Here is an 18,821-nt window from a genome sequence, read left to right as displayed (position 1 = left end):
GTCGGTCCACTGATCGTATCTGGCCTGGCCCGCCCAGGGCGCCAGGCGTGGCCGAGCAGGGGCTAGCCGCTCAGTCATGGTGGTCCTTCGGTGAACTCACGGATGGCAGCCAACGAGCGCTGGCGACGAAGATCAGCCTTGGACGGCGTGGCCGTGACCTTGCGTCCCAAAAAGCGTGTGTAGCGCTCCCGGCCCTCGGCCAAAAGGTCAGGGACGCTCATGGCTTGGGCGGGCTCTGGAGCCTGACGTGCCGACTTCTGGACCCACTCCTCGACCTGCCGGGGACTGCGAAAACCCTCGGAGTCCCACATGCCGAGGCCCATGAGGACCGAGCGCGGGGAGTAACCCGCTCGGAGCGCTGCCCGAATGCCCGGAAGCAGGGTCTCAGCCTTGACGACCGGAGTCCCGGCTTCCGCCATCGCCCAGCAGTAGGCATCGAGAACCGACTGCGCGACGTCGGGGACTACCGGGGCGGCGGGTGCGGTCGCAGTTTCGGTCGGAAGCGCCACCACCTCGCCCCCGCCCCGTCTTCTCGTCTCGGTCTTCTCGTTAATCTCCCCCGTCCGAGTAGCGCTCGTCGCTACTTCCGTCGTCGCAGTCGCCGCTACCTCAGAGGTAGCGGTCACCGGTACTGGGGAGGTAGCAGCCGTCGCTACCTCTGCGACCAGATCAGAGGTAGCAGCCGCTGCTACGTCTTGAGCCCCGCCAGAGGTAGCGGTCGCCGCTCCCTCTGTCCCGAGGAGGTCCTGCTCGTGTAGTTCCCAGCCCTGCGGGATGACAACCTCGATGCGGCTCTTGGTCTTGCCCCGACCTGCCACGTAGACGATGAAGCCCAGGGCAGCCAGTTCCTGAAGTGCTGCGCCGAGAGAGTTGGGATGGATGTTCGCCAGCCCTGCCAGTCTCTTCCTGGTGACCGGCACCGCGCAGCGCTGGTAGCGGATCGTCTGGTTGACCACGGCACGCAAGGCCCGGCTCTGCTTGTCGGTGAGGCGGGCCAGGTTCGCCTGATAGTCGACTGCGGCCCAGACAGCCAAGGCGTCAAACATCGACATGTCCCGGCCCGACTCGGGGTGTGGCGCGGGTGGCCGGGTTGTCGCTGCGTAAGGGTGCCATCGCTGCTGGTGCACCGGCAGAGGCACTCCAGCCGTCCTGGGCGTGTCCCTTGCCTGGTCAGGGCCAGGTGATACAGTCACGATGTCCTCCAATCGGACTTTCACGAAGCGCCCTCCGCCGCCAAGCATGGGGGCGCTTCGTCGTTGTTAGCGGGTGCTCGTTCGGCCCTTGGATGTCTGCTTCTCCAGCGCCTCGGTGAGCAGCATGCTCATCTGCGCCGAGAGCGTGCGACGGCCCTCCCGGGCCATGTCGCGGAGTTGGTCTAGTTGAGCCTGCGTGAGCGGCACGCTCCGCCGCGTGACGACATCGGCGGGTGTTGACGTGATGACAGGGGCTACCTTCGGCATCGCAGAATCCCTTCTCCTAGGCTGATTCCACGGCCACGATATGCGCCGGATATGCGTGATTCAGGCCCGTCATTTCTTATCCAGCACCAACTACCAGAGAGCACAAGATCAAAGCACCAAGCAGTGAATGTCGTTTTACAGACCTCCTGCCGGAAAGGTCGTGATCGCTCTACCGGCGTGTCGCGGTCGGACTGACCGGCCCAGGGGAGTGGCGAGCCGCTCTAGACTGCGGGACAGAGAGACCGACAAGAGACCCGAAAGGCCGGCCACCCACCTCATGCCCGTCACCCGAGAAGCCGTCCCGTGGCGCATCTACTTACTGATCGACCCGACCACCGGGCCGAGCAATCACGCCTTGGGGACGATCTTCTACGTGGGGCTGCGGCACGAACTTCCGCAGCCCGTTGACCTGCGCGAAGCCACCGAGCCCGAGTCGCTGCCCGAGGGAGAGGGGGCAGCGCGTGAGCGGCTGGGGACGTTGAGCCAGGCAGGAATCCGCGTGATCGTAGAGGTCGTGCCGGAGCAAGCCTGGCCGAGCGCCGAATCTGGCCACCTCGCACGCACGGTTGGCACTCTCTGCGCCTGCTTGCACCCTGCACCCCTGAACGAACGGTTGAAGAGCGTCCGTTGGCCAGGCTCGTTGGTGCACACCGTTGAGCGGGCACAGTTGGTCCCCCTGCCAGAGGACGGGGCCATCCTGAGGACACACGGCGGACCAACTCCCATTGCCCAGTTGCCAGTCCTGGACGAGCAGACACTCTTCGAGGAGACCCTCGCCGTGATCGAGGGGAGCACAGCCCCGAAAGCCGTGGGCAGGGCTCTGCGGGAGGGTGGTCCACTGCCGCTCTTGTTAGTTGCCGAGGGCAGAACAGGGCGCGACGTGATTCCGGGAGGCTTTGTCTTCGGCGTCTGGGTGGCTGAGGCCATCGAGCCGATCAACGAAGGTCAGACCCGGTGGCGGGTGCTCCTCCACGATGATCCCGAAATGGTGAGTGCCCTGCGGCGGCGCTACCTACACGAGCGGGTGAGCCTGGACGACTTCAATGCGCTCAAACTCCGCAAAGCCTGACGAGTACCGCAGGACGTTCCAGCGATCCTGCGGAACTTGCCCGAGCCAGAGGGCGTCCCGCACAACGTCTTGAAGGTTGAGAACCAAGTCCCAGACCCGGGCGAGCGCACGCCAGTTCTCGGCATCCGGAGCGTCAGGAAGGATCGCCCGCACCTCCCGCTCGACCAGGGCGCGTTTCCACGGGCTGGGAGCCTCTCCGAGCACGGAGTCGAGCAACGACCGGCGCGAGAGCAGCCGTGCGAGGCCGACCGTCTCGGGGTAGACGAGCAGGCCAGGAGAGGGGTGTTGGACTCTCTCCGCGCGCTCCTCCAGGACGGCCTTGGAGATGCCCACCGTGGCGGCCTCTTCTGCGAGGAGAAGCAACGACGAGTCCACAACGACTCCTCGGGGCGCGAGCCGACCTCTCCAGTGACGTTCAGCGACAAGCGCCTCACCGAAGTTCGTCAGGTCGGCCTGGGGCGTGCCGATCCAGCGCTTGTGCTTCAGGCAGACCCAGCCGACCCGGGGCATCCGCCCGATGCCGTCCTCCAGATGAGGCATACACCTTCCGCAGAGACTCCGCTCGACCACCCAGTTCCCAGTGACGACCTGGGGCTCGGTGAAGGCAAGGTCGCGCAAGTTGCCCAACTGCCGCCACAGTGCCAAGCGCTCCGGGGCCGAACGGGCGTTGCTCAGCGGATACCCCTGTTCGCGGACGGCCCCCTCGATGTCCTTGACGTTGCTGAAGTTCCGCATCGCATGACGACTGGCATACGTGGAGACTCCTTCCCCGCCTACCAACCGCGTCGGCACCGGGAGAGCGTCAAAGGAAAGGGGTCTGTTCACCCAGACTTCCTTGCGCGTCCACGGCGGGGGGCGCGGTCGGTGGTCGCGGACTCAGAGGTCCTGTGAACGGCCTCCTCGTCCAGGATGATCTCGTCCATGAGGGCACGGTCCACCCGCTCTCGGCCCGAGAGGATCGCCTCGATGGCGGCGTCACCGAGGAGTCCACGCAACGATCCGATAGACCCTCCGGTCCGATGGAACAGGTAGGCCGCCTCGTCCTCCAGTAATCCCTCCGGGTGGTTGCTCAACGGGAGAAGGTCCTCCATGCCGAGAACTAGGTCGAGCCAGTCGTCACGGTCCTTCTCTGATCCGAAGGAGTAGGGCTCCAGGGCATACATCTTGGTCCGGGCCCTGATCTGCTTGCCGATGTCGCCGGTGAACAGGTCCGAGGTCAGGAGGTCGATGCCGCAGTAGACGAAGGCCGCGTCGAGCCGCTCGGTGAACACCTTCAACTGCGAGGCAGCCTCGGCCCCAACGGTGCGGGTCGTGCGCAGGTTGTGCACCTCGTCCAGGATGACCAGGCTGGTCTGCTGCTCGGTCATGACCCGCACTACCTGATCAGTGATGGTCGGAGCATCGAAGCGCTGTGGGACCTGCATGCCCAGCCACGTCGCGAAGGCCCGCATGAGCATCTTGGGCGTGGCTCCAGGAGGAACGACGGCGTAGACGACGGGGGTCACGTCAAGCCCGTCGCCCAGGGTCTTGCGGCGCTGCCACTCGTGCTTCCTTCCTAGGTTCAGAACAGTGGTGGACTTCCCGAGTCCAGCCCTTCCCGAGATCGCGAAGGCTCGCTTGGCCGTGGCGCTCCGTGCGCCGATCCGGGCCTGCACGATCCGCAGGTGCTTCTCGATGGGGTGTGAGTCCTTCGTCTCCAGCACAGTGTCCGCACCAATCCAGGCGAACCGTTGCCGGTCGTACTCCTCCTTCGCTTCAGGAGACAGAGAGCGCAAACGCTTCATGGGCAGTTGCTCGGGCTCCACGGCCCGCTCGTCCATGAACTCGCGCCAACGCGCAAGGCTGTCGGGGATGGCCATGTCAGTCCTCCAAGTCGATCCGTCTGGCCTTGCGACGAGGGCGCTTGGTGGCAGTGCTCGCAGCAGGAGCAGCCTCCATCTCAGGCACCACGCCCAAGGTGGGGCCGTGCTTGTCGCTCGGGTCTTCAGCAGGCTGCTCAGGAGCGTCGGGGACGCTCGCGATGGCCGTGGCGGACCTCCTGCGAGCGACCTTCTCCACTGTGCTGGCGGGCGCGGTGAGAATGCGGTTGATCTGTGCCACGACCTCCATGCCCGGGGTGGTCCCGTCTCGCCGTTCGATGGTCTTCTTTGCGGCCTCCAGCACGTCCCGCGAGAACGGGGCCAGGACCTGCCGGTCCATGATCCAGCGGGCTTCGATCCACCTGCCCTTGAAGTGATCCCGAACCCAGATGGCATTCATCCTGTGTGGGTCAAAGCGGACCTCCCACTTGCCGTTCGCGGGGGAGGGGAGGCCACTGGCCACGCCTCGGTACTCGGCCAGTTCTGGGGACTCGTAGTGCAGGCCGTCGAAGTTGATCCCGTAGGGCTGGATGGAGCGGTAGGCCACGGGCAGCAGCGAGATGTAGTCGTCGCGGTCCAGCGCGACGTGCACCTGCGGGGCCACTCCCGCGAGAGCGGCGAAAGCCTCGTTGGGAGTCAGTTCCTTCTTGGGCATGGCAGGCAGGCGTAGGCCAGGGGAGGGGCGGTTGAGGTAGACGCCGACGATCCACAGGTCCAGGACGTTCTGCAACTCGGCCAGACCCCAGCGAGCCTCCTGGGCCGGGTCAGCACCACGCTGGACGACGGTCGGGCCGACGTAGCCAGCCAGATGCTGCACGAACCCGGTCCGCACCCCTCGGAAGAAGGACTCGATGTGCGCCTTGTCCGTAGGCGTCCTCGGCGCAGCCAGGGTCAGGCTGATCTGAAGCCGCTCACAGGCACTCATGAAGGTCGTGCTCTTGAAAGCCTTGCCTCGGTCCATCGTGATGGACTCCGGCACGATGACCGGCTTGGCCGCGATGCTCGCCTTCACCTCCTCGTCCCCGGGGACCATGCCCGAGGGCAGGATGGAGCGCGAGTAGGACAGCGAGGCGTCCCAGCCGGGCTGCATGGGCAGCGGAGTGAGCGCCCGGGCCAGCAGGATGGCGGCATCGACCGACTTCGTGGCTACGGGACGCAGGATCGCGGCGACGGGCACCCGTGTTGCCACGTCCACCGCTGCCGTCAGGTCCACCTGCCCAGTCGAGCCATCGGGATAACGCACCATGAGGTCCAGGGGAGTGGAGTCGATCTCGACCAGTTCGCCGGGACGAGAGGGGGACTGGTGTCCCCACGCACGGTCGGGGCGGTTGGCCTTGCTGCGCCTGGTGGTGGCCTGACCGAACGGGCTGCGAGACCGCTCCAGTCTGGAAAGCACGCGGTAGAGGGTGGCGTCCGAGGGGACCGGCCAGCCGTTCTCCTCGGCCTGCAAGCGAACGCGCAAGACGGCTCGGGAACGTGTCCCTGTGGAGAGGTTCGTCTGACCCGCGATCTGCTCCTCCAGGAGAGCCACCACACGCGGGTCCGTCCGCCCGCCGACACTCGTTTGGCGGGTCTTGCGCCCGTCCACGAGCCCGGCGATGCCCTTGGCCCGGTAGGCGGACAGGTGCCGCTTCAGAGTGCTCTTGCCCATCGCCGATCCCGAACCTCGTAGTTCTTCGACCTTGGCGTCGATGCGCTGTTCCAGAGTGTTGTCGAGGTTGTACTCGTCCTTCGGCTCGATCTCGGTCTCGCCATCGCTCGGGGGCACGCCGTTGAGAACCTCGTAGACGTGCCGGTGCAAGGCGATGGTCTGCTCCCGGGTGGTGGGATCAAGGGTGTCGAGCACGGCCACGTTGTCGAGCGAGGGCAGACGGTCGGGCGAGTCGGGCAGGTAGGACTCATCGGCCAGCAGATCGGCCACGGGAACCCGTCGAATCCGGTTGGTGGTCAGGCTCTTCAGCGCGAGTTCCGGCCCGTCCTGGGCCACCACCTGCCAGGAGTCGGCGTCGAAGGAGATGTAGTCGAACAGCCGGACGCTCTTCACCGCGTGACCGCCATTCCTGCGCCGACCTCGGAGTCCATCGTCAGCGGCTGGCTCAGGTCCGTGCACAGCATCCCGGTGAACAGCAGGTTCAGGACATTGGCCTGCACCAGGTCCTTCTGCACACCGCTGCTTCGCGCCGCGCGGGCGACACCGGCTCTCAGGGAGGTGGCCGGGGTGAACGCCTCGACCAGGTGCTGGGCCACCTCGGGGGAGGAGGGAGCGTAGCGGTCCATTCGGTAACCGCCCAGCCACGTAAGAGCGTGGGCCACCTGCTCATCGAGTCCGGTGAAAACCTCGTAGCGCCAGCCGATCTTGTCGCACAGGGCCTTCGTCAACGCGAACTGGTGGGTCTCGGCCTTGTCCGGGCGACGCACGTCCACGAGCCGTCCGTCGCCGTTGCTCAGCCGGACGAAGAAGTCGGGGACGTGATCGCGGAATCGTCGGCCTTCTGCATCCTGCGTGCCCTTGGGCCACAGGATCGCCAGCGGCTGGGAGGAGACACCCACGACATCGGGGTCATGGTCTGCGCTCAGGAGGTACTGCCGCTCCAGCAGGCTCTCGAATCCGGTGTGCCGCTTCGTCGTGGAGGACCACCACAGGCCCTCGTAGTTGCGCTTGCCCGGCCAAGCGAAGAACTCGCGGATGGGGAGCGCATCCTCGAAGGGCTCTGCCGTGAGGGCCCGGCTGGCCTCGACATTGAGCAACCGACCATCGAGGCGCGCCAGCACGCGCACGGTGTCCGTGACGTTGCTCGGCAAGGAGCGCAGTGCTCGACTCACGGAGCCTCCAGGTCTTCTCGCATTGGGCAGTTGACCTTGTGTATCGGATCAACTGCGACTAGATGGCTCATACTATAGCAGTGTCCGTTCTGGTGCGAGAGGTCTCATCTGAACTGAGAGGAGACAGCCAGCCCAGAGGCATCCTCGCGTTCGAACGACCTACTTTACATAATGTACATTATCGGTCAAAGGTTGATCTGGGCGGTTCCCGGGTTCCACACCTCTATATACGTGCGGCCCTCACGGTGGTTGAATCGCTGATGGAAGCACTCGCAGTCGCCTTCACTGTGCGAGCGACAGACCCGCGAAAGGATTCACCATGGCCCAGTACATGATTTCCGTTTTCCACGAACCTGGCGTTCAGAACGCCGGCACCGCTTATCAAGACGACGCCGCCTTACAGGCCGCCTTCGCGGCCGTGGCCGAGTTCAACGCCGGACTTCAGGCAGCAGGACAATTTGTCTACGCGTGTGGCTTGATGCCTCCGGAATCCAGCCACACCGTGGATGCCACCGGCACGACACCGTCCGTGAATTCCGGGCCGTTCTCCGTGGCCGCTGCGTCGATCGGCGGTTTCTGGATTGTCGAGGCGCTTGACGAAACAGTAGCCATCGAACTGGCAACCCGGGCATCGGCGGCCTGCGGTCAGAAGGTTGAATTGCGGCCGCTCCAGGCGGGCTAGTCCCCCGGCAACTCTCCATAAAAAGCGTTTGCCCTAGTCAAGCCGTAAATAGGCCGCCTGGCTAGGGTAAACGCCGTCGTTCCCGGAGGATTGGTCAGGCGCCCACGTACTCCGCGAGGTGCTGGCCCGTGAGGGTCGATTTCTCGGCCACGAGATCTGCGGGTGTGCCCTCAAAAACGATCCGCCCGCCGTCGTGACCCGCGCCGGGACCCAAATCGATGATCCAATCCGCGTGCGCCATGACGGCCTGGTGATGCTCGACCACGATCACCGACTTGCCCGAGTCGACCAGGCGGTCCAGCATGCCCAGGAGGCGCTCGACGTCGGCGAGGTGGAGGCCCGTGGTGGGCTCGTCCAGGATGTAGACGCCACCCTTCTCCCCCATGCGCGTGGCCAACTTGAGGCGCTGACGTTCACCGCCGGACAGCGTGGTGAGCGGCTGACCCACCTTCACGTAGCCCAAGCCGACGTCCGAGAGACGCTCAAGAATCTTGAGGGCGGCTGGCGTACGAGCGTCGCCGTCGGCAAAGTATTCGAGCGCATCCGAGACGGACATCGAGAACACGTCGCTGATGTTCTTGCCGTCCACCTCGAACTCGAGAACCGCCGGTTGGAACCGTTTGCCCTCGCAGTCATCACACGTGGAGGTGACGCCCTCCATCATGCCCAGATCGGTGTAGATCACACCGGCACCCTTACACGTGGGGCATGCGCCTTCGGAATTGGGACTGAACAGCGCGGGCTTCTTACCGTTGACCTTGGCGAACGTCTTGCGAATGGAATCCAACAGGCCCGTGTAGGTCGCGGGGTTGCTGCGGCGGGACCCGCGGATCGCACTCTGATCGATGGACACGATGTCCTGGTTGTCCGGGAGCGATCCGTGCACCAGTGAACTCTTGCCCGAACCGGCCACGCCCGTGATCACGGTGAGCACGCCCAGCGGAATGTCCACGTCCACGTTGTCCAGATTGTGCGAGGTGGCTCCGCGGATCTCGAGCTGGCCCGTGGGTTTGCGGAACGATTCCTTGAGCGCGATCTGATCGTCCAAGTGGCGGCCGGTATTGGTGTCACTCCCCCGCAGCTCGTCCACGGTGCCCTCGAAGCAAATGGTGCCGCCGTCCGTGCCGGCGCCGGGTCCGAGATCCACCACGTGGTCGGCGATCGCAATGGTTTCGGGCTTGTGCTCCACGACGAGCACGGTGTTGCCCTTGTCCCGCAGCTCCAACAGCAGCTCGTTCATCTGGCGGATGTCATGGGGATGCAGGCCGATGGTCGGTTCATCGAACACGTAGGTGACATCGGTCAGCGGCGAGCCCAGGTGCCGGATCATTTTGGCGCGCTGAGACTCACCGCCGGACAGCGTGCTGGTGGGGCGATCCAGTGACAGGTAGCCCAGTCCGATTCGCACGAACGAATCCAGCGTGGCGGTCAGTCCATCGAGCAGGGGCTTCATGGACGGGTAATCCAGGCCGCGGACCCACTGGGCGAGATCCGTGATCTGCATGGCGCACGCATCGGCGATGCTCACGCCTTCGATCTTCGCGTTGCGCGCGCCCGCCGCCAACCGCGTGCCCTCACATTCCGGGCACGCCTTGAACGTGACGGCGCGGTCCACGAACTCCCGCACGTGGGTCTGCATGGCCTCGCGGTCCTTGTTCAACATGGACTTCTGGATCCGAGGGATCAGGCCTTCGAAGGTCATGTTGATGCCCTCGACCTTGACCTTCACGGGCTCCATGTGGAGGAAGTCGTGGAGCTGCTTGTCCGTGAAGTCCTTGATGGGCTTGTCGCCGGGGAAGAACTCGAGCCCGCCGTACAGGCGCACGTTCCACCCGCCCTTGTTGTAGCCGGGAACGGTGATGGCGCCATCCTTGATGGACAGGTTCTCGTCATAGAGTTCGCGTAAGTCGAGATCGGAAACCTTACCCATGCCTTCACAGCGAGGGCACATGCCGCCGGTGATGGAGAAGGTCTTCTTTTCCTTCTTCTGGTTGCCGCGTTCCACCGTGACCGCTCCGGCGCCGTTGACCGAGGGAATGTTGAAGGCAAAGGCCTTGGGCCCGCCGATATGCGGTTCCGCCAAGCGAGAGAACACGATACGCAGCATCGCGTTGACGTCTGTGGCGGTGCCCACCGTGGAGCGCGGATTCGCGCCCATGGGTTCCTGATCCACCATGATGGCGGTGGTGATGCCCTCCAGCATGTCGACCTCGGGTCGACCGACCGTGGGCATCATGCCCTGCAGGAAGGCACTGTAGGTTTCATTGATCAGCCGCTGCGACTCCGCGGCCACGGTGCCGAACACCAAGGAGCTCTTACCCGAGCCGGAGACGCCCGTGAAAACGGTGAGTCGGCGCTTGGGGATGTCCACACTTACGTCCCGGAGGTTGTTCTCGCGGGCACCTCGCACTCGGATCAGATCGTGGGTGTCGGCCGCGTGCTCGGGGGCCGCATCGGTTGTGCTCACCGTGTCTCCAGTGGTTGACGAAGTGCCCTCGAGGTTACGACGGCGCTCGGCAGTTTATCCCGCCGGTGTCACTTGAACACACCCATAGTTGCGGTGGCGAAAGTCGATTGTTTCAAGCGATAGTTCATACTATTACAGAAACGTTCACGTAAAAGTTCAGGTATGACCCGGGCCTAGACTGGGACTATGTCTCGATCTGCGCCGTCCTCCACGTCTACATCCCCCACTCCGGTCAACGGAACCTCTCCCCCGCGATCCGGTTCCCATCGCTGGCCGTTGTTCCTGATCGCGGACCTGGTCCTCGTGACGATCTTCGCGGCGCTGGGCCGCAACGCCCACGAACAAAGCCCTTGGGGTGCCTTGGAAACGGCTTGGCCGTTCCTTGTCGGAGCCCTCGTGGGCTGGCTTCTCACCCGGGCGCACCGGCGTCCTGCAGCGCTGTTCCCGACCGGCGTGGTCGTCTGGTTGTCGGCTGAGATCATCGGCATGCTGTTGCGCATGCTGACGGGCCAGGGCACTGCCCTCGCGTTCGTCCTGGTGAGCCTGGGTGTCCTGGGCTTGTTCCTCCTGGGGTACCGATTGATCGTGCTCCTGGTCGGCCGCTCACTCCGCAATCGATAGGCTGAAGACAAACGTCGAGAAAGGACTCACATGCTGACCGCAATCGTGCTGATCAAGACATCCGCAGACCGCATTCCCGAGGTGGCCCAGGACATCTCCAACATCAAGGGCATCACCGAGGTCTACTCGGTCACCGGCGATTGGGATCTGATCGCGATGGTCCGCGTGCGCGAGCACGAACGGCTGGCCGATGTGATCGCCGACCAGCTGTCCAAGGTGAAGGGCGTGGTTTCGACCAACACCAACATCGCCTTCCGCGCCTACAGTGAGCACGATCTGGACGCCGCGTTCTCCTTGGGTATCGACTAACCGGAATCAGGCCACCAACGACCGACGCCGCCCGCCCGGGAAAACCCGGCCGAGCGGCGTCGTCATCGTTGACGAAGGTGCGGGACCTATGCCGTCCTGGCGAACTGGACCCAGCGATCCAGGATGCCCTGCGCGGAACCTGAGTCGATGGATTCAGCAGCGCGAGCGATGGCTTTGGCGAAACGGTCGTGGAACTCGCCGTCAGCGTTCTCGTCCATGGCCATCAGGCCCGCGGCCGAGTTGAGCAGCACCGCGTTGCGAATATGACCTGGGGTGCCGGCGAGAACGTCACGAACGACCCCCGCGTTGTACTGGGCATCCTGGCCGCGCAGATCTTCGATGGTCGCGCGCGGCATGTCGAAATCGAGTGGTTCGAGCGAATGTTCCGTGATCTGACCGTCACGAACTTCCCACACGTCCGACGGCGCCGTGACCGTGAGCTCGTCCAGGCCGTCTCCCCCGCGGAAGACCAACGCTCGGTCCCCACGATTCTGAAACACGCCGGCCATCAGGGGTGCCAGTGCGGCGTCTGCAACGCCAATCGCCGAGGCCTTGACCTTGGCCGGGTTGGTAATGGGCCCCAGGAAATTGAACGCGGTGGCCACGCCGAGTGCCTTACGGGCCACGGCCGCGAACCGCATGGACGGGTGGAAGGTCTGGGCGAACAGGAACGTGATACCCACGTCCGACGCCGCCTTCTCCACCTTGTCGATGGGCATGTCCAGTTGAACGCCCAGGGCTTCCAGGACATCGGCCGAGCCGGACTTCGACGACGACGCCCTGTTGCCGTGTTTGACCACGCGCACCCCGGCGCCGGCGCACACGAGAGCGGACATGGTTGAAATATTCACGCTCGACAGCCGGTCTCCCCCGGTGCCCACGATGTCCAACGCGGGCGCCGGAACATTTACCGCCCGCGCGTGCTCAACCATGGCATCGGCGAGACCGTTGAGTTCCGCGACCGTCTCACCCTTGGTGCGCAGCGCCATGAGGAACCCGGCGATCACGGCGTCGGGCACTTCGCCGTTCATGATGGTGTCCATCGCCCAATAGGACTCATCCCAGGTGAGATCCTCGCCACGCGAGAGCGAGGTCAGAAGATTCGGCCAGTGCATGCTTGTTTGGGAGCCAGTTGAGGTAGTCACAATTCGACTCTACCGCCAGATTCCGGCTCTGCACGAAGCCGCCGAAGCGGGGCGATTTCGGTTCCTTAATAAGAGGAGCACTGAAATAAGTTGCAAGAGAAGCAGCTGACTCGCGACACGGCACCTCCAGAAGGGCCCGGTGGTTGGTTCGGGGAGAGTTTTGGCGACATAATGTCTCTGTGACAACTGCAACCCATACCCCAGCCAAACCGGTAGGCGCGAACATCAATCGCCCCAACCTCACTTCCGTGGGCACCATCGTGTGGCTCTCGTCCGAAGTGATGTTCTTCGCCGGTCTTTTCGCCATGTACTTCACCCTCCGCGCAACGTCTCCGGAGCTGTGGGAAGAACAGACTGCGATGCTCAACGTCCCGCTGGCGTTGATCAACACCATCATCTTGGTGCTCAGCTCTGTGACCTGCCAGTTCGGAGTGTTCGCCGCTGAGCGTCTCCAGCCCCGCCGTACCGGCGGCATCTTCCAGTTCACCAAGTGGGGAATGACCGAATGGTTTGCTCTCACTTTCTTGATGGGTGCCGTCTTCGTCTCCGTACAGGTGTACGAGTACGCGGTGCTGGTTTCCGAAGGTGTGACCATTGCGGCCAACGCATACGGCTCCGCCTTCTACATCACCACCGGTTTCCACGCGATCCACGTGACCGGCGGTCTGATCGCATTCCTCTTCATCATGGGCCGCGCCTTCGTTGCCAAACGGTTCGGACACTACGAGGCCACCTCGGCCATCGTGGTCTCCTACTACTGGCACTTCGTGGACGTCGTCTGGATCGTCCTGTTCATCCTGGTCTACTTCATTCAGTAGCCAGCTGGAACGACCCACCCCATCCCAGTCTCCAAGTACCGAGTAAAAGGAACGTTTGACGTGAAGGCACTCTCACAAAAGCGCCGCCATCCCCTGGCAGTCCTCGCACTGCTCGTCATGGCTTTGCTTCTCACCGGTGGACTCTATGCAGTTGCCACAACCACCAACGAAGCCAAGGCCGAGACCACGACCTACTCGGCACAGGACATTGAAGAAGGCCAGAAGCTCTTCCTGGCCAACTGCTCTACCTGCCACGGCCTGAACGCCGAAGGCACCGAGGCCGGCCCCAGCCTCATCGGTGTGGGCGCCGCGTCCGTCGACTTCCAGGTCGGCACCGGCCGCATGCCCATGCAGATGCAGGGCCCCCAGGCACAGGTCAAGCCGGAACAGTTCAATGAAGAACAGACCAAGCAGCTTGCCGGCTACGTAGCATCGCTGGGTGCCGGACCCGCCATCCCCGAGGACGAGTACCTGGACGTCACCAAGGGTGACTCCGCCAACGGTGCCAAGGTCTTCCTGGCCAACTGCGCCATGTGCCACAACGCCGCCGGCGCCGGTGGTGCATTGACACGCGGCAAGTACGCTCCCTCCCTGATGGGCGTCGACGAGGCCCACATTTACGAGGCCATGCAGACCGGCCCCCAGAACATGCCGGTGTTCAATGACGCCAACATCACTCCCGAGGAAAAGCGTGACGTGATCACCTACATCAAGGCGTTGGACAACAACACCGACCCGGGTGGATTCAACCTCGGCTCGCTCGGCCCGGTTTCTGAAGGTCTCATGATCTGGAGCATCGGTCTGGCCGTGGTCATCGGCTTCACCGTCTGGCTCACTTCCCGCTCCGCCTGAGAGCGTCTGCCGGCTCACCCCGGCAACCTGACACAGCATTATTCAAAGCATCAAGAGAAGAATGAGGGACCACATGGGCGACCATCGTGACGGCACTCCCCAGCACAGCGGGGCGGTTGTCACCTCGGACGGAGCGGCTAAGAATCAGTTCCCCGACCCGGGACTTCCGCCGCACCGTCCGCGTGTGACAGACGTTGACCCCAAAGCTGCTAAGCGTGCCGAACGGCAGGTAGTACTGCTGTTCATCATCTCGATCCTCGGATCAATTCTGTTCTTCATCGCGTACTTCGGTATTCGAGTCGACGGACCGATCTACGACGTGGTGAATACGGAGCCCACCAGCCAGCTGCGCCTGCAGAACCTGCTGCTGGGCCTCGGCATTGCGCTGGGCATGTTCGGTATTGGTATTGGCGTTGTGCAGTGGGCACGAACCCTCATGCCGGACCACGAATTGGTCGAGGAACGTCACGACGTTCGTACCGAGGAGCAGCGTGCAGAGGCTCAGGAAATCCTGACCACCATTTACGACGAGTCCGGCATCAAGCGCCGTCCGCTCCTTCGTAACACGCTGATCGGCGCCGCTATCCTGGCTCCGCTCCCCTTCGTCGGTTTGCTCCGCGACTTGGGTCCTACCGACCTCACGGTTCTGCGCCACACCATCTGGGACGAAGGAATCCGCCTGGTGCGCGACCCCTCCGGTACCCCGATCAAGGCTTCGGACGTCACCCTGGGCTCCGCGTTCCACGTGGTCCCCGAGAACCTCTCCGAACTGGGCCACCACGACGGTTACTTGGACGAGAAGGCCAAGGCCGTTGTGCTGCTCATGCGACTCGACCCGGACAAGGTGAACGTCTCTGCCGACCGTGAAGACTGGAACGTGGACGGCATCTTCGCCTACTCCAAGGTCTGCACCCACGTCGGTTGCCCCATCGCATTGTACGAGCAGCACACTCATCACCTGCTGTGCCCGTGCCACCAATCGACCTTCGACCTCACGAACGAGTGTGAAGTGATCTTCGGCCCGGCATCGCGTCCGCTGCCCCAGCTGCCCATTACCGTTGATTCCGAGGGATACCTCGTTGCGCGTAGTGACTTCCACGAGCCCGTGGGACCCACCTACTCGCAGCGCGGATTCGCAGTCCGAGATATGCAGGGTGAGGCAAACTGATGTCATCTACTACTGATTACGAGTACCAGCCCCGCACACGCTCCGGGCGGATCGCTAACTTCGTAGACACCCGCGCGGGTGTCTCCCCCATGGTCAAGGAATTCGGTCGCAAGATCTTCCCCGACCACTGGACCTTCATGTTCGGTGAGGTCGCCCTCTACAGCTTCGTCATCCTGCTGTTGTCGGGTACGTTCCTCGCCTTCTGGTTCGACCCCACCATGACCTCCCTGGAGTACCACGGCAGCTACGTGCCCATGCAGGGCGTGGAAATGTCTGGCGCTTACGCCTCTACGCTGAACATCTCGTTCGATATCCGCGGTGGCCTGTTCCTGCGTCAGCTCCACCACTGGTCGGCCCTGATGTTCGTGATGGCGCTGTCGGTGCACATGCTCCGCGTGTTCTTCACCGGCGCGTTCCGTCGCCCCCGTGAGCTCAACTGGGTTGTCGGCTGCGTGCTCTTCCTCCTGGCGATCGTGGCCGGCTTCTCCGGTTACTCCCTCCCGGATGACGTTCTGTCCGGTAACGGTCTGCGCATTGCGGACGCCATGTTGAAGGCCATCCCGGTGGTCGGTACCTACATGTCGATGTTCATGTTCGGTGGCGAATTCCCCGGACTGGCGATTATCGGCCGTATGTACATCGCCCACGTACTGATCATCCCCGCATTGATCCTCATCATGATCGTCGTGCACCTGTTCATGGTGGTCGTGCACAAGCACACCCAGTATCCCGGCCCGGGTCGCACCGAAAACAATGTGGTTGGCTTCCCCGTCGGCCCCGTTTACGCGGCCAAGGCCGGTGGCTTCTTCTTCATCGTGTTTGGTATTTTGGCGCTCTTGGCTGGTACCACCACCATCAACGCCATCTGGAACTACGGTCCGTACGACCCATCACCTGTGCAGGCAGGTTCGCAGCCTGACTTCTACATGGGTTTCCCGGACGGCGCTCTGCGACTCATGCCGGGTTCCTGGCCCTTCTCCTGGGAGTTCACCATTTTCGGCTGGGTTCTCCCGATGGCCATTCTTCTCCCGCTAATCCCCATCGCTCTGCTGTTCGTCGCGATGTTCGCCTACCCCTGGATCGAACGTTGGGTCACCAAGGACAACCGCGTCCACAACGTGCTGGATCGCCCGCGTAACGCGCCGTTCCGTACCGCAATTGGTGCTGCGGCTGTCACGTTTTACGCCGTCCAGATGATGGCCGCGAGTTCCGACCTCATCGCCACGCACTTCCATGTGGGTCTGAACGACGTTACGTATTGGCTCCGCGCCGCATACTTCCTCGGCCCGATCCTCGCGTTCATCATTGCTCGACGGATGTGCCTGGCGCTGCAGCGTAAGGACCGTGAGATCGTGCTGCATGGTCGCGAGTCCGGCAGGATTCAGGCGCTGCCCCACGGCGAGTTCGTAGAGGTCCACGAGCCGTTGGACGAGTACAAGCGCTACCGCTTGGTCGACTTCGAGGACTACCAGGTGCAGCCGGCCCGCGCTAACGCGAAGGGCAAGGTCACCGGCATGGAGAAGATGCGCGGTCGCTTGAGCCGCTGGTACTTCGAGGACCGCGTTGCTCCCGTGACTCCCCAGGAGCTCGAGGCCGCACACGGTCACCACGACGACCACGAGGCCGTCGGAGCCGGGTCCCACAAGGCTCAGCTCGACAAGTAACCGGATGATCCCCTAGATCGTCCAGAAGGAAGCCCCCGAGGTTCGCCTCGGGGGCTTCTTCGTCTCTTTACGCCCCCACCCGGCGTGTGAAGGTCAGATGGATGACACCCGATCCAGAGACCACAGATTCAATAGTGAACCGGTCTTCAAGTCCTTCCAGACCCTCCCAGAGCCGTTCCCCACGTCCGAGCAGTATGGGAACCACCACGATGTGCATCTGGTCGATCAGATCGGCTTGGAGAAACTCTCGGACTGTCGTGGTGCCGCCGCCGATCCGGACATCTTTGCCTTCCGCCAGTTGGCGAGCCCGACGCAACGCTTCAGGCGGATCCGCATTGACGAAATAGAACGTTGTTCCACCTTCCATCTCGAGTGGGAGCCGGGGGTAGTGGGTCAGGACCACTACGGGTGTGTGGAATGGCGGATCGTCTCCCCACCACCCGCGCCATTCCTCGGTCTCCCATGGGCCTCTGGACGGGGCGAACTTGTTCCGCCCCATGATCTCCACCCCGATGTCCTCGGCCCAATTACTGGCAAACGCGTCGTCTACGCCCACGGTCGGCTCCTCGCGGCCGTGGAACCCCATGCGTTGGAACGTGCGGGTGGGCAGGGCCCAACGCAGCAGACGCTCCCCTGCGTGTCCGAAGGGAGCCTCGAGGGACTGGCTTTCGCCTACTCCGAATCCATCGAGTGAAATGGAGAAATTGTGAACTCTTACGCGTGACATACGACCTCCTGATCGTTGGGCCACGATCGATGGAGAGTGGTCGTAGCCGAAGTGAGTTCGGCCGTGTTGGCCGCCAGGCTGCGGAAGGGCTGAGCCTATGACGCGTTCGCCTTGGCGCCGATGCTAGTCCTGTTCCGCTTCGGTCGGAAGGACGTCCGAAAGCCGGGCAAAGCTCATTCCGCGCTCTCGAAGGACGGGCAGAGCGGCTGTGACACCAGCGGCCGTGCCACCCGAGGGACGGTTGGAGCGCGCGAGAAGGATGTCTCCTGGTTCCATGCCCACCAATCGGTCAGAGACAGAAGGTGCGGGCAGGGTGCCACCGTCGTCGCCATTGCGGTTGAAATTGACGACGAGCAACCCCAAGGACCGGGCGATCTCCGCCGACACATCATCCAGATGAGCGGTCCCCGATCGGAAGAAAGTGGGAGTGGCCCCGGTTCGCTCTTCGATCAGCTTCTGTGCGCCCATGATCTCGTCGTAGACGGCTGCGGCGTCCGTCGTGCCAGCAATGCCGTAGGCAGATGCACCAGACACGGACAGTGGCTGGTGTGCCGTACCGTGATTGGCAATCTCGAACAGCGGATCGGCCGCCAGTTCCTCGGTGAGGGCCGGATTCGCTTCTACCCATCGACCGGCCAGGAAGAACGTGGCGGCGGTTCCAGAGCCGCGCAATGCCTTCACCAGGGCCTCGTCCAGAGTGTCGCCTCCGGGCCCGCCACAGCAATCAAAGGTCAGAGCAACAGGTTCCGTTCCTTCGGGCAGGGACATTGCTACCCCGGGTACGTCGATCCCCCAGGAATTTGGAGCTCGAGAACCGTACTCGGCGACGACTTCCTCTCGCGACAGGACTGGAGCCGTCGGTGACGGTGCGGCGGATGAAGCCTCAGGGCTCGACCTCGGGGGAACCGAAGCTTGTTCCTGCGTTGTATCCGTACGCGTCGCGCAACCCGCGACAGTGACCGCGCCAACTCCCAGGGCCACGGTCATGAGAGAGCGTCTGGTCAACCGGGATTCCACTGTCCTGTCCACGCCTTCTACTCTATCCACCCCTGCGTTCTCTCAGGCAGGACAGTGACGCAGGCGCGCGAGAATGGCGGGGCCCACGCTCCATGATCCGAGAACGGCACAGAGAAGCCCTCCTCGTCCGAAGACGAGGA

General features: G+C 63.5%; 18 protein-coding genes. 8 read left to right on the top strand and 10 right to left on the bottom strand.

What is annotated here, in order from left to right; translation table 11 throughout:
* Positions 1-74: 74 nt before the first annotated feature.
* Both EWV37_RS00450 and EWV37_RS00445 read right to left on the bottom strand, forming a co-directional pair.
* On the bottom strand, positions 75-1,052 hold the full coding sequence (locus tag EWV37_RS00450; RefSeq protein WP_129699382.1) for a hypothetical protein: 978 nt from the start codon (positions 1,050-1,052) through the stop codon (positions 75-77).
* Between the two features lie 207 nt (positions 1,053-1,259).
* Positions 1,260-1,460 (bottom strand): hypothetical protein, encoded by a 201-nt coding sequence (locus EWV37_RS00445; RefSeq protein ID WP_129699381.1) that lies wholly within the window; start codon positions 1,458-1,460, stop codon positions 1,260-1,262.
* Between the two features lie 277 nt (positions 1,461-1,737).
* Here EWV37_RS00445 and EWV37_RS00440 point away from each other — a divergent pair, with 277 nt between their 5' ends.
* Complete coding sequence (locus EWV37_RS00440; RefSeq protein ID WP_129699380.1) at positions 1,738-2,529, top strand: hypothetical protein; 792 nt, start codon at positions 1,738-1,740, stop codon at positions 2,527-2,529.
* Here the strand turns inward: EWV37_RS00440 and EWV37_RS00435 are convergent.
* The 4 genes from EWV37_RS00435 to EWV37_RS00420 form a co-directional block, all read right to left on the bottom strand.
* Positions 2,473-3,264 carry a hypothetical protein gene (locus EWV37_RS00435; RefSeq protein ID WP_129699379.1) on the bottom strand — a complete coding sequence of 264 codons (792 nt, stop codon included), beginning with the start codon at positions 3,262-3,264 and terminating at the stop codon, positions 2,473-2,475. The genes EWV37_RS00440 and EWV37_RS00435 overlap by 57 nt on opposite strands.
* 86 nt (positions 3,265-3,350) lie before the next feature.
* Positions 3,351-4,388: a TniB family NTP-binding protein gene (locus tag EWV37_RS00430; RefSeq protein WP_129699378.1), complete on the bottom strand. Its 1,038-nt coding sequence runs from the start codon at positions 4,386-4,388 to the stop codon at positions 3,351-3,353.
* 1 nt (position 4,389) lies between these two features.
* Positions 4,390-6,432: a Mu transposase C-terminal domain-containing protein gene (locus tag EWV37_RS00425; protein WP_129699377.1), complete on the bottom strand. Its 2,043-nt coding sequence runs from the start codon at positions 6,430-6,432 to the stop codon at positions 4,390-4,392.
* Entirely contained in the window at positions 6,429-7,211 is a 783-nt protein-coding gene (locus tag EWV37_RS00420; protein ID WP_129699376.1) for a TnsA-like heteromeric transposase endonuclease subunit, read from the bottom strand. Before EWV37_RS00420 ends, EWV37_RS00425 begins: the two co-directional genes overlap by 4 nt.
* 319 nt (positions 7,212-7,530) lie before the next feature.
* Here EWV37_RS00420 and EWV37_RS00415 point away from each other — a divergent pair, with 319 nt between their 5' ends.
* Positions 7,531-7,893, top strand: coding sequence for a YciI family protein (locus EWV37_RS00415; RefSeq protein WP_129699375.1), 363 nt, complete (start codon positions 7,531-7,533; stop codon positions 7,891-7,893).
* A gap of 94 nt (positions 7,894-7,987) precedes the next feature.
* Here the strand turns inward: EWV37_RS00415 and EWV37_RS00410 are convergent, their stop codons facing one another.
* Positions 7,988-10,360, bottom strand: a complete 2,373-nt coding sequence (locus EWV37_RS00410) for an ATP-binding cassette domain-containing protein (protein ID WP_129699374.1) — start codon at positions 10,358-10,360, stop codon at positions 7,988-7,990.
* 186 nt (positions 10,361-10,546) lie between these two features.
* Between EWV37_RS00410 and EWV37_RS00405 the strand changes: the two genes are divergently transcribed.
* Both EWV37_RS00405 and EWV37_RS00400 read left to right on the top strand, forming a co-directional pair.
* Positions 10,547-10,981 (top strand): DUF3054 domain-containing protein, encoded by a 435-nt coding sequence (locus tag EWV37_RS00405; protein ID WP_129699373.1) that lies wholly within the window; start codon positions 10,547-10,549, stop codon positions 10,979-10,981.
* A gap of 30 nt (positions 10,982-11,011) precedes the next feature.
* Complete coding sequence (locus tag EWV37_RS00400; protein ID WP_095797940.1) at positions 11,012-11,290, top strand: Lrp/AsnC family transcriptional regulator; 279 nt, start codon at positions 11,012-11,014, stop codon at positions 11,288-11,290.
* A gap of 86 nt (positions 11,291-11,376) precedes the next feature.
* Here the strand turns inward: EWV37_RS00400 and trpD are convergent, their stop codons facing one another.
* A complete protein-coding gene (gene trpD, locus EWV37_RS00395) occupies positions 11,377-12,435 on the bottom strand; it encodes an anthranilate phosphoribosyltransferase (RefSeq protein ID WP_274542988.1) in 1,059 nt (352 codons plus the stop codon).
* Between the two features lie 179 nt (positions 12,436-12,614).
* Between trpD and ctaE the strand changes: the two genes are divergently transcribed.
* The 4 genes from ctaE (at position 12,615) to qcrB (ending at position 16,937) form a co-directional block, all read left to right on the top strand.
* On the top strand, positions 12,615-13,253 hold the full coding sequence (ctaE, locus tag EWV37_RS00390) for an aa3-type cytochrome oxidase subunit III (RefSeq protein WP_095797942.1): 639 nt from the start codon (positions 12,615-12,617) through the stop codon (positions 13,251-13,253).
* A gap of 60 nt (positions 13,254-13,313) precedes the next feature.
* Positions 13,314-14,105, top strand: a complete 792-nt coding sequence (gene qcrC / locus EWV37_RS00385) for a cytochrome bc1 complex diheme cytochrome c subunit (RefSeq protein ID WP_129699372.1) — start codon at positions 13,314-13,316, stop codon at positions 14,103-14,105.
* 73 nt (positions 14,106-14,178) lie between these two features.
* Positions 14,179-15,273 carry a cytochrome bc1 complex Rieske iron-sulfur subunit gene (gene qcrA, locus EWV37_RS00380; RefSeq protein WP_238662967.1) on the top strand — a complete coding sequence of 365 codons (1,095 nt, stop codon included), beginning with the start codon at positions 14,179-14,181 and terminating at the stop codon, positions 15,271-15,273.
* Positions 15,273-16,937: a cytochrome bc1 complex cytochrome b subunit gene (gene qcrB / locus EWV37_RS00375; protein ID WP_129699370.1), complete on the top strand. Its 1,665-nt coding sequence runs from the start codon at positions 15,273-15,275 to the stop codon at positions 16,935-16,937. The genes qcrA and qcrB overlap by 1 nt, the downstream gene beginning before the upstream one ends.
* Positions 16,938-17,004: 67 nt before the next feature.
* On the opposite strand, the gene EWV37_RS00370 is transcribed toward qcrB, so the two are convergent.
* Complete coding sequence (locus EWV37_RS00370; protein ID WP_129699368.1) at positions 17,005-17,664, bottom strand: dihydrofolate reductase family protein; 660 nt, start codon at positions 17,662-17,664, stop codon at positions 17,005-17,007.
* 123 nt (positions 17,665-17,787) lie between these two features.
* Positions 17,788-18,432, bottom strand: a complete 645-nt coding sequence (locus tag EWV37_RS00365; RefSeq protein ID WP_129699366.1) for a polysaccharide deacetylase family protein — start codon at positions 18,430-18,432, stop codon at positions 17,788-17,790.
* Between the last annotated feature and the right edge of the window lie 389 nt (positions 18,433-18,821).

The sequence above is a fragment of the Kocuria carniphila genome, from assembly GCF_004136555.1.
GTDB lineage: Bacteria > Actinomycetota > Actinomycetes > Actinomycetales > Micrococcaceae > Kocuria > Kocuria carniphila.
The sequence above is the reverse complement of the archived record's forward strand: the minus strand, read 5'-3'. Positions and strand labels throughout refer to the sequence as shown.

Bases quoted from the DNA above. Each gene is read 5' to 3' on its own strand.
- EWV37_RS00435 (WP_129699379.1), bottom strand. From the start codon at position 3,264: ATGCGGAACTTCAGCAACGTCAAGGACATCGAGGGGGCCGTCCGCGAA.
- EWV37_RS00370 (WP_129699368.1), bottom strand. From the start codon at position 17,664: ATGTCACGCGTAAGAGTTCACAATTTCTCCATTTCACTCGATGGATTC.
- EWV37_RS00445 (WP_129699381.1), bottom strand. From the start codon at position 1,460: ATGCCGAAGGTAGCCCCTGTCATCACGTCAACACCCGCCGATGTCGTC.
- EWV37_RS00405 (WP_129699373.1), top strand. From the start codon at position 10,547: ATGTCTCGATCTGCGCCGTCCTCCACGTCTACATCCCCCACTCCGGTC.
- EWV37_RS00440 (WP_129699380.1), top strand. From the start codon at position 1,738: ATGCCCGTCACCCGAGAAGCCGTCCCGTGGCGCATCTACTTACTGATC.
- EWV37_RS00400 (WP_095797940.1), top strand. From the start codon at position 11,012: ATGCTGACCGCAATCGTGCTGATCAAGACATCCGCAGACCGCATTCCC.
- qcrB (WP_129699370.1), top strand. From the start codon at position 15,273: ATGTCATCTACTACTGATTACGAGTACCAGCCCCGCACACGCTCCGGG.
- EWV37_RS00365 (WP_129699366.1), bottom strand. From the start codon at position 18,432: ATGTCCCTGCCCGAAGGAACGGAACCTGTTGCTCTGACCTTTGATTGC.
- EWV37_RS00450 (WP_129699382.1), bottom strand. From the start codon at position 1,052: ATGTCGATGTTTGACGCCTTGGCTGTCTGGGCCGCAGTCGACTATCAG.
- EWV37_RS00430 (WP_129699378.1), bottom strand. From the start codon at position 4,388: ATGGCCATCCCCGACAGCCTTGCGCGTTGGCGCGAGTTCATGGACGAG.
- qcrA (WP_238662967.1), top strand. From the start codon at position 14,179: ATGGGCGACCATCGTGACGGCACTCCCCAGCACAGCGGGGCGGTTGTC.
- EWV37_RS00415 (WP_129699375.1), top strand. From the start codon at position 7,531: ATGGCCCAGTACATGATTTCCGTTTTCCACGAACCTGGCGTTCAGAAC.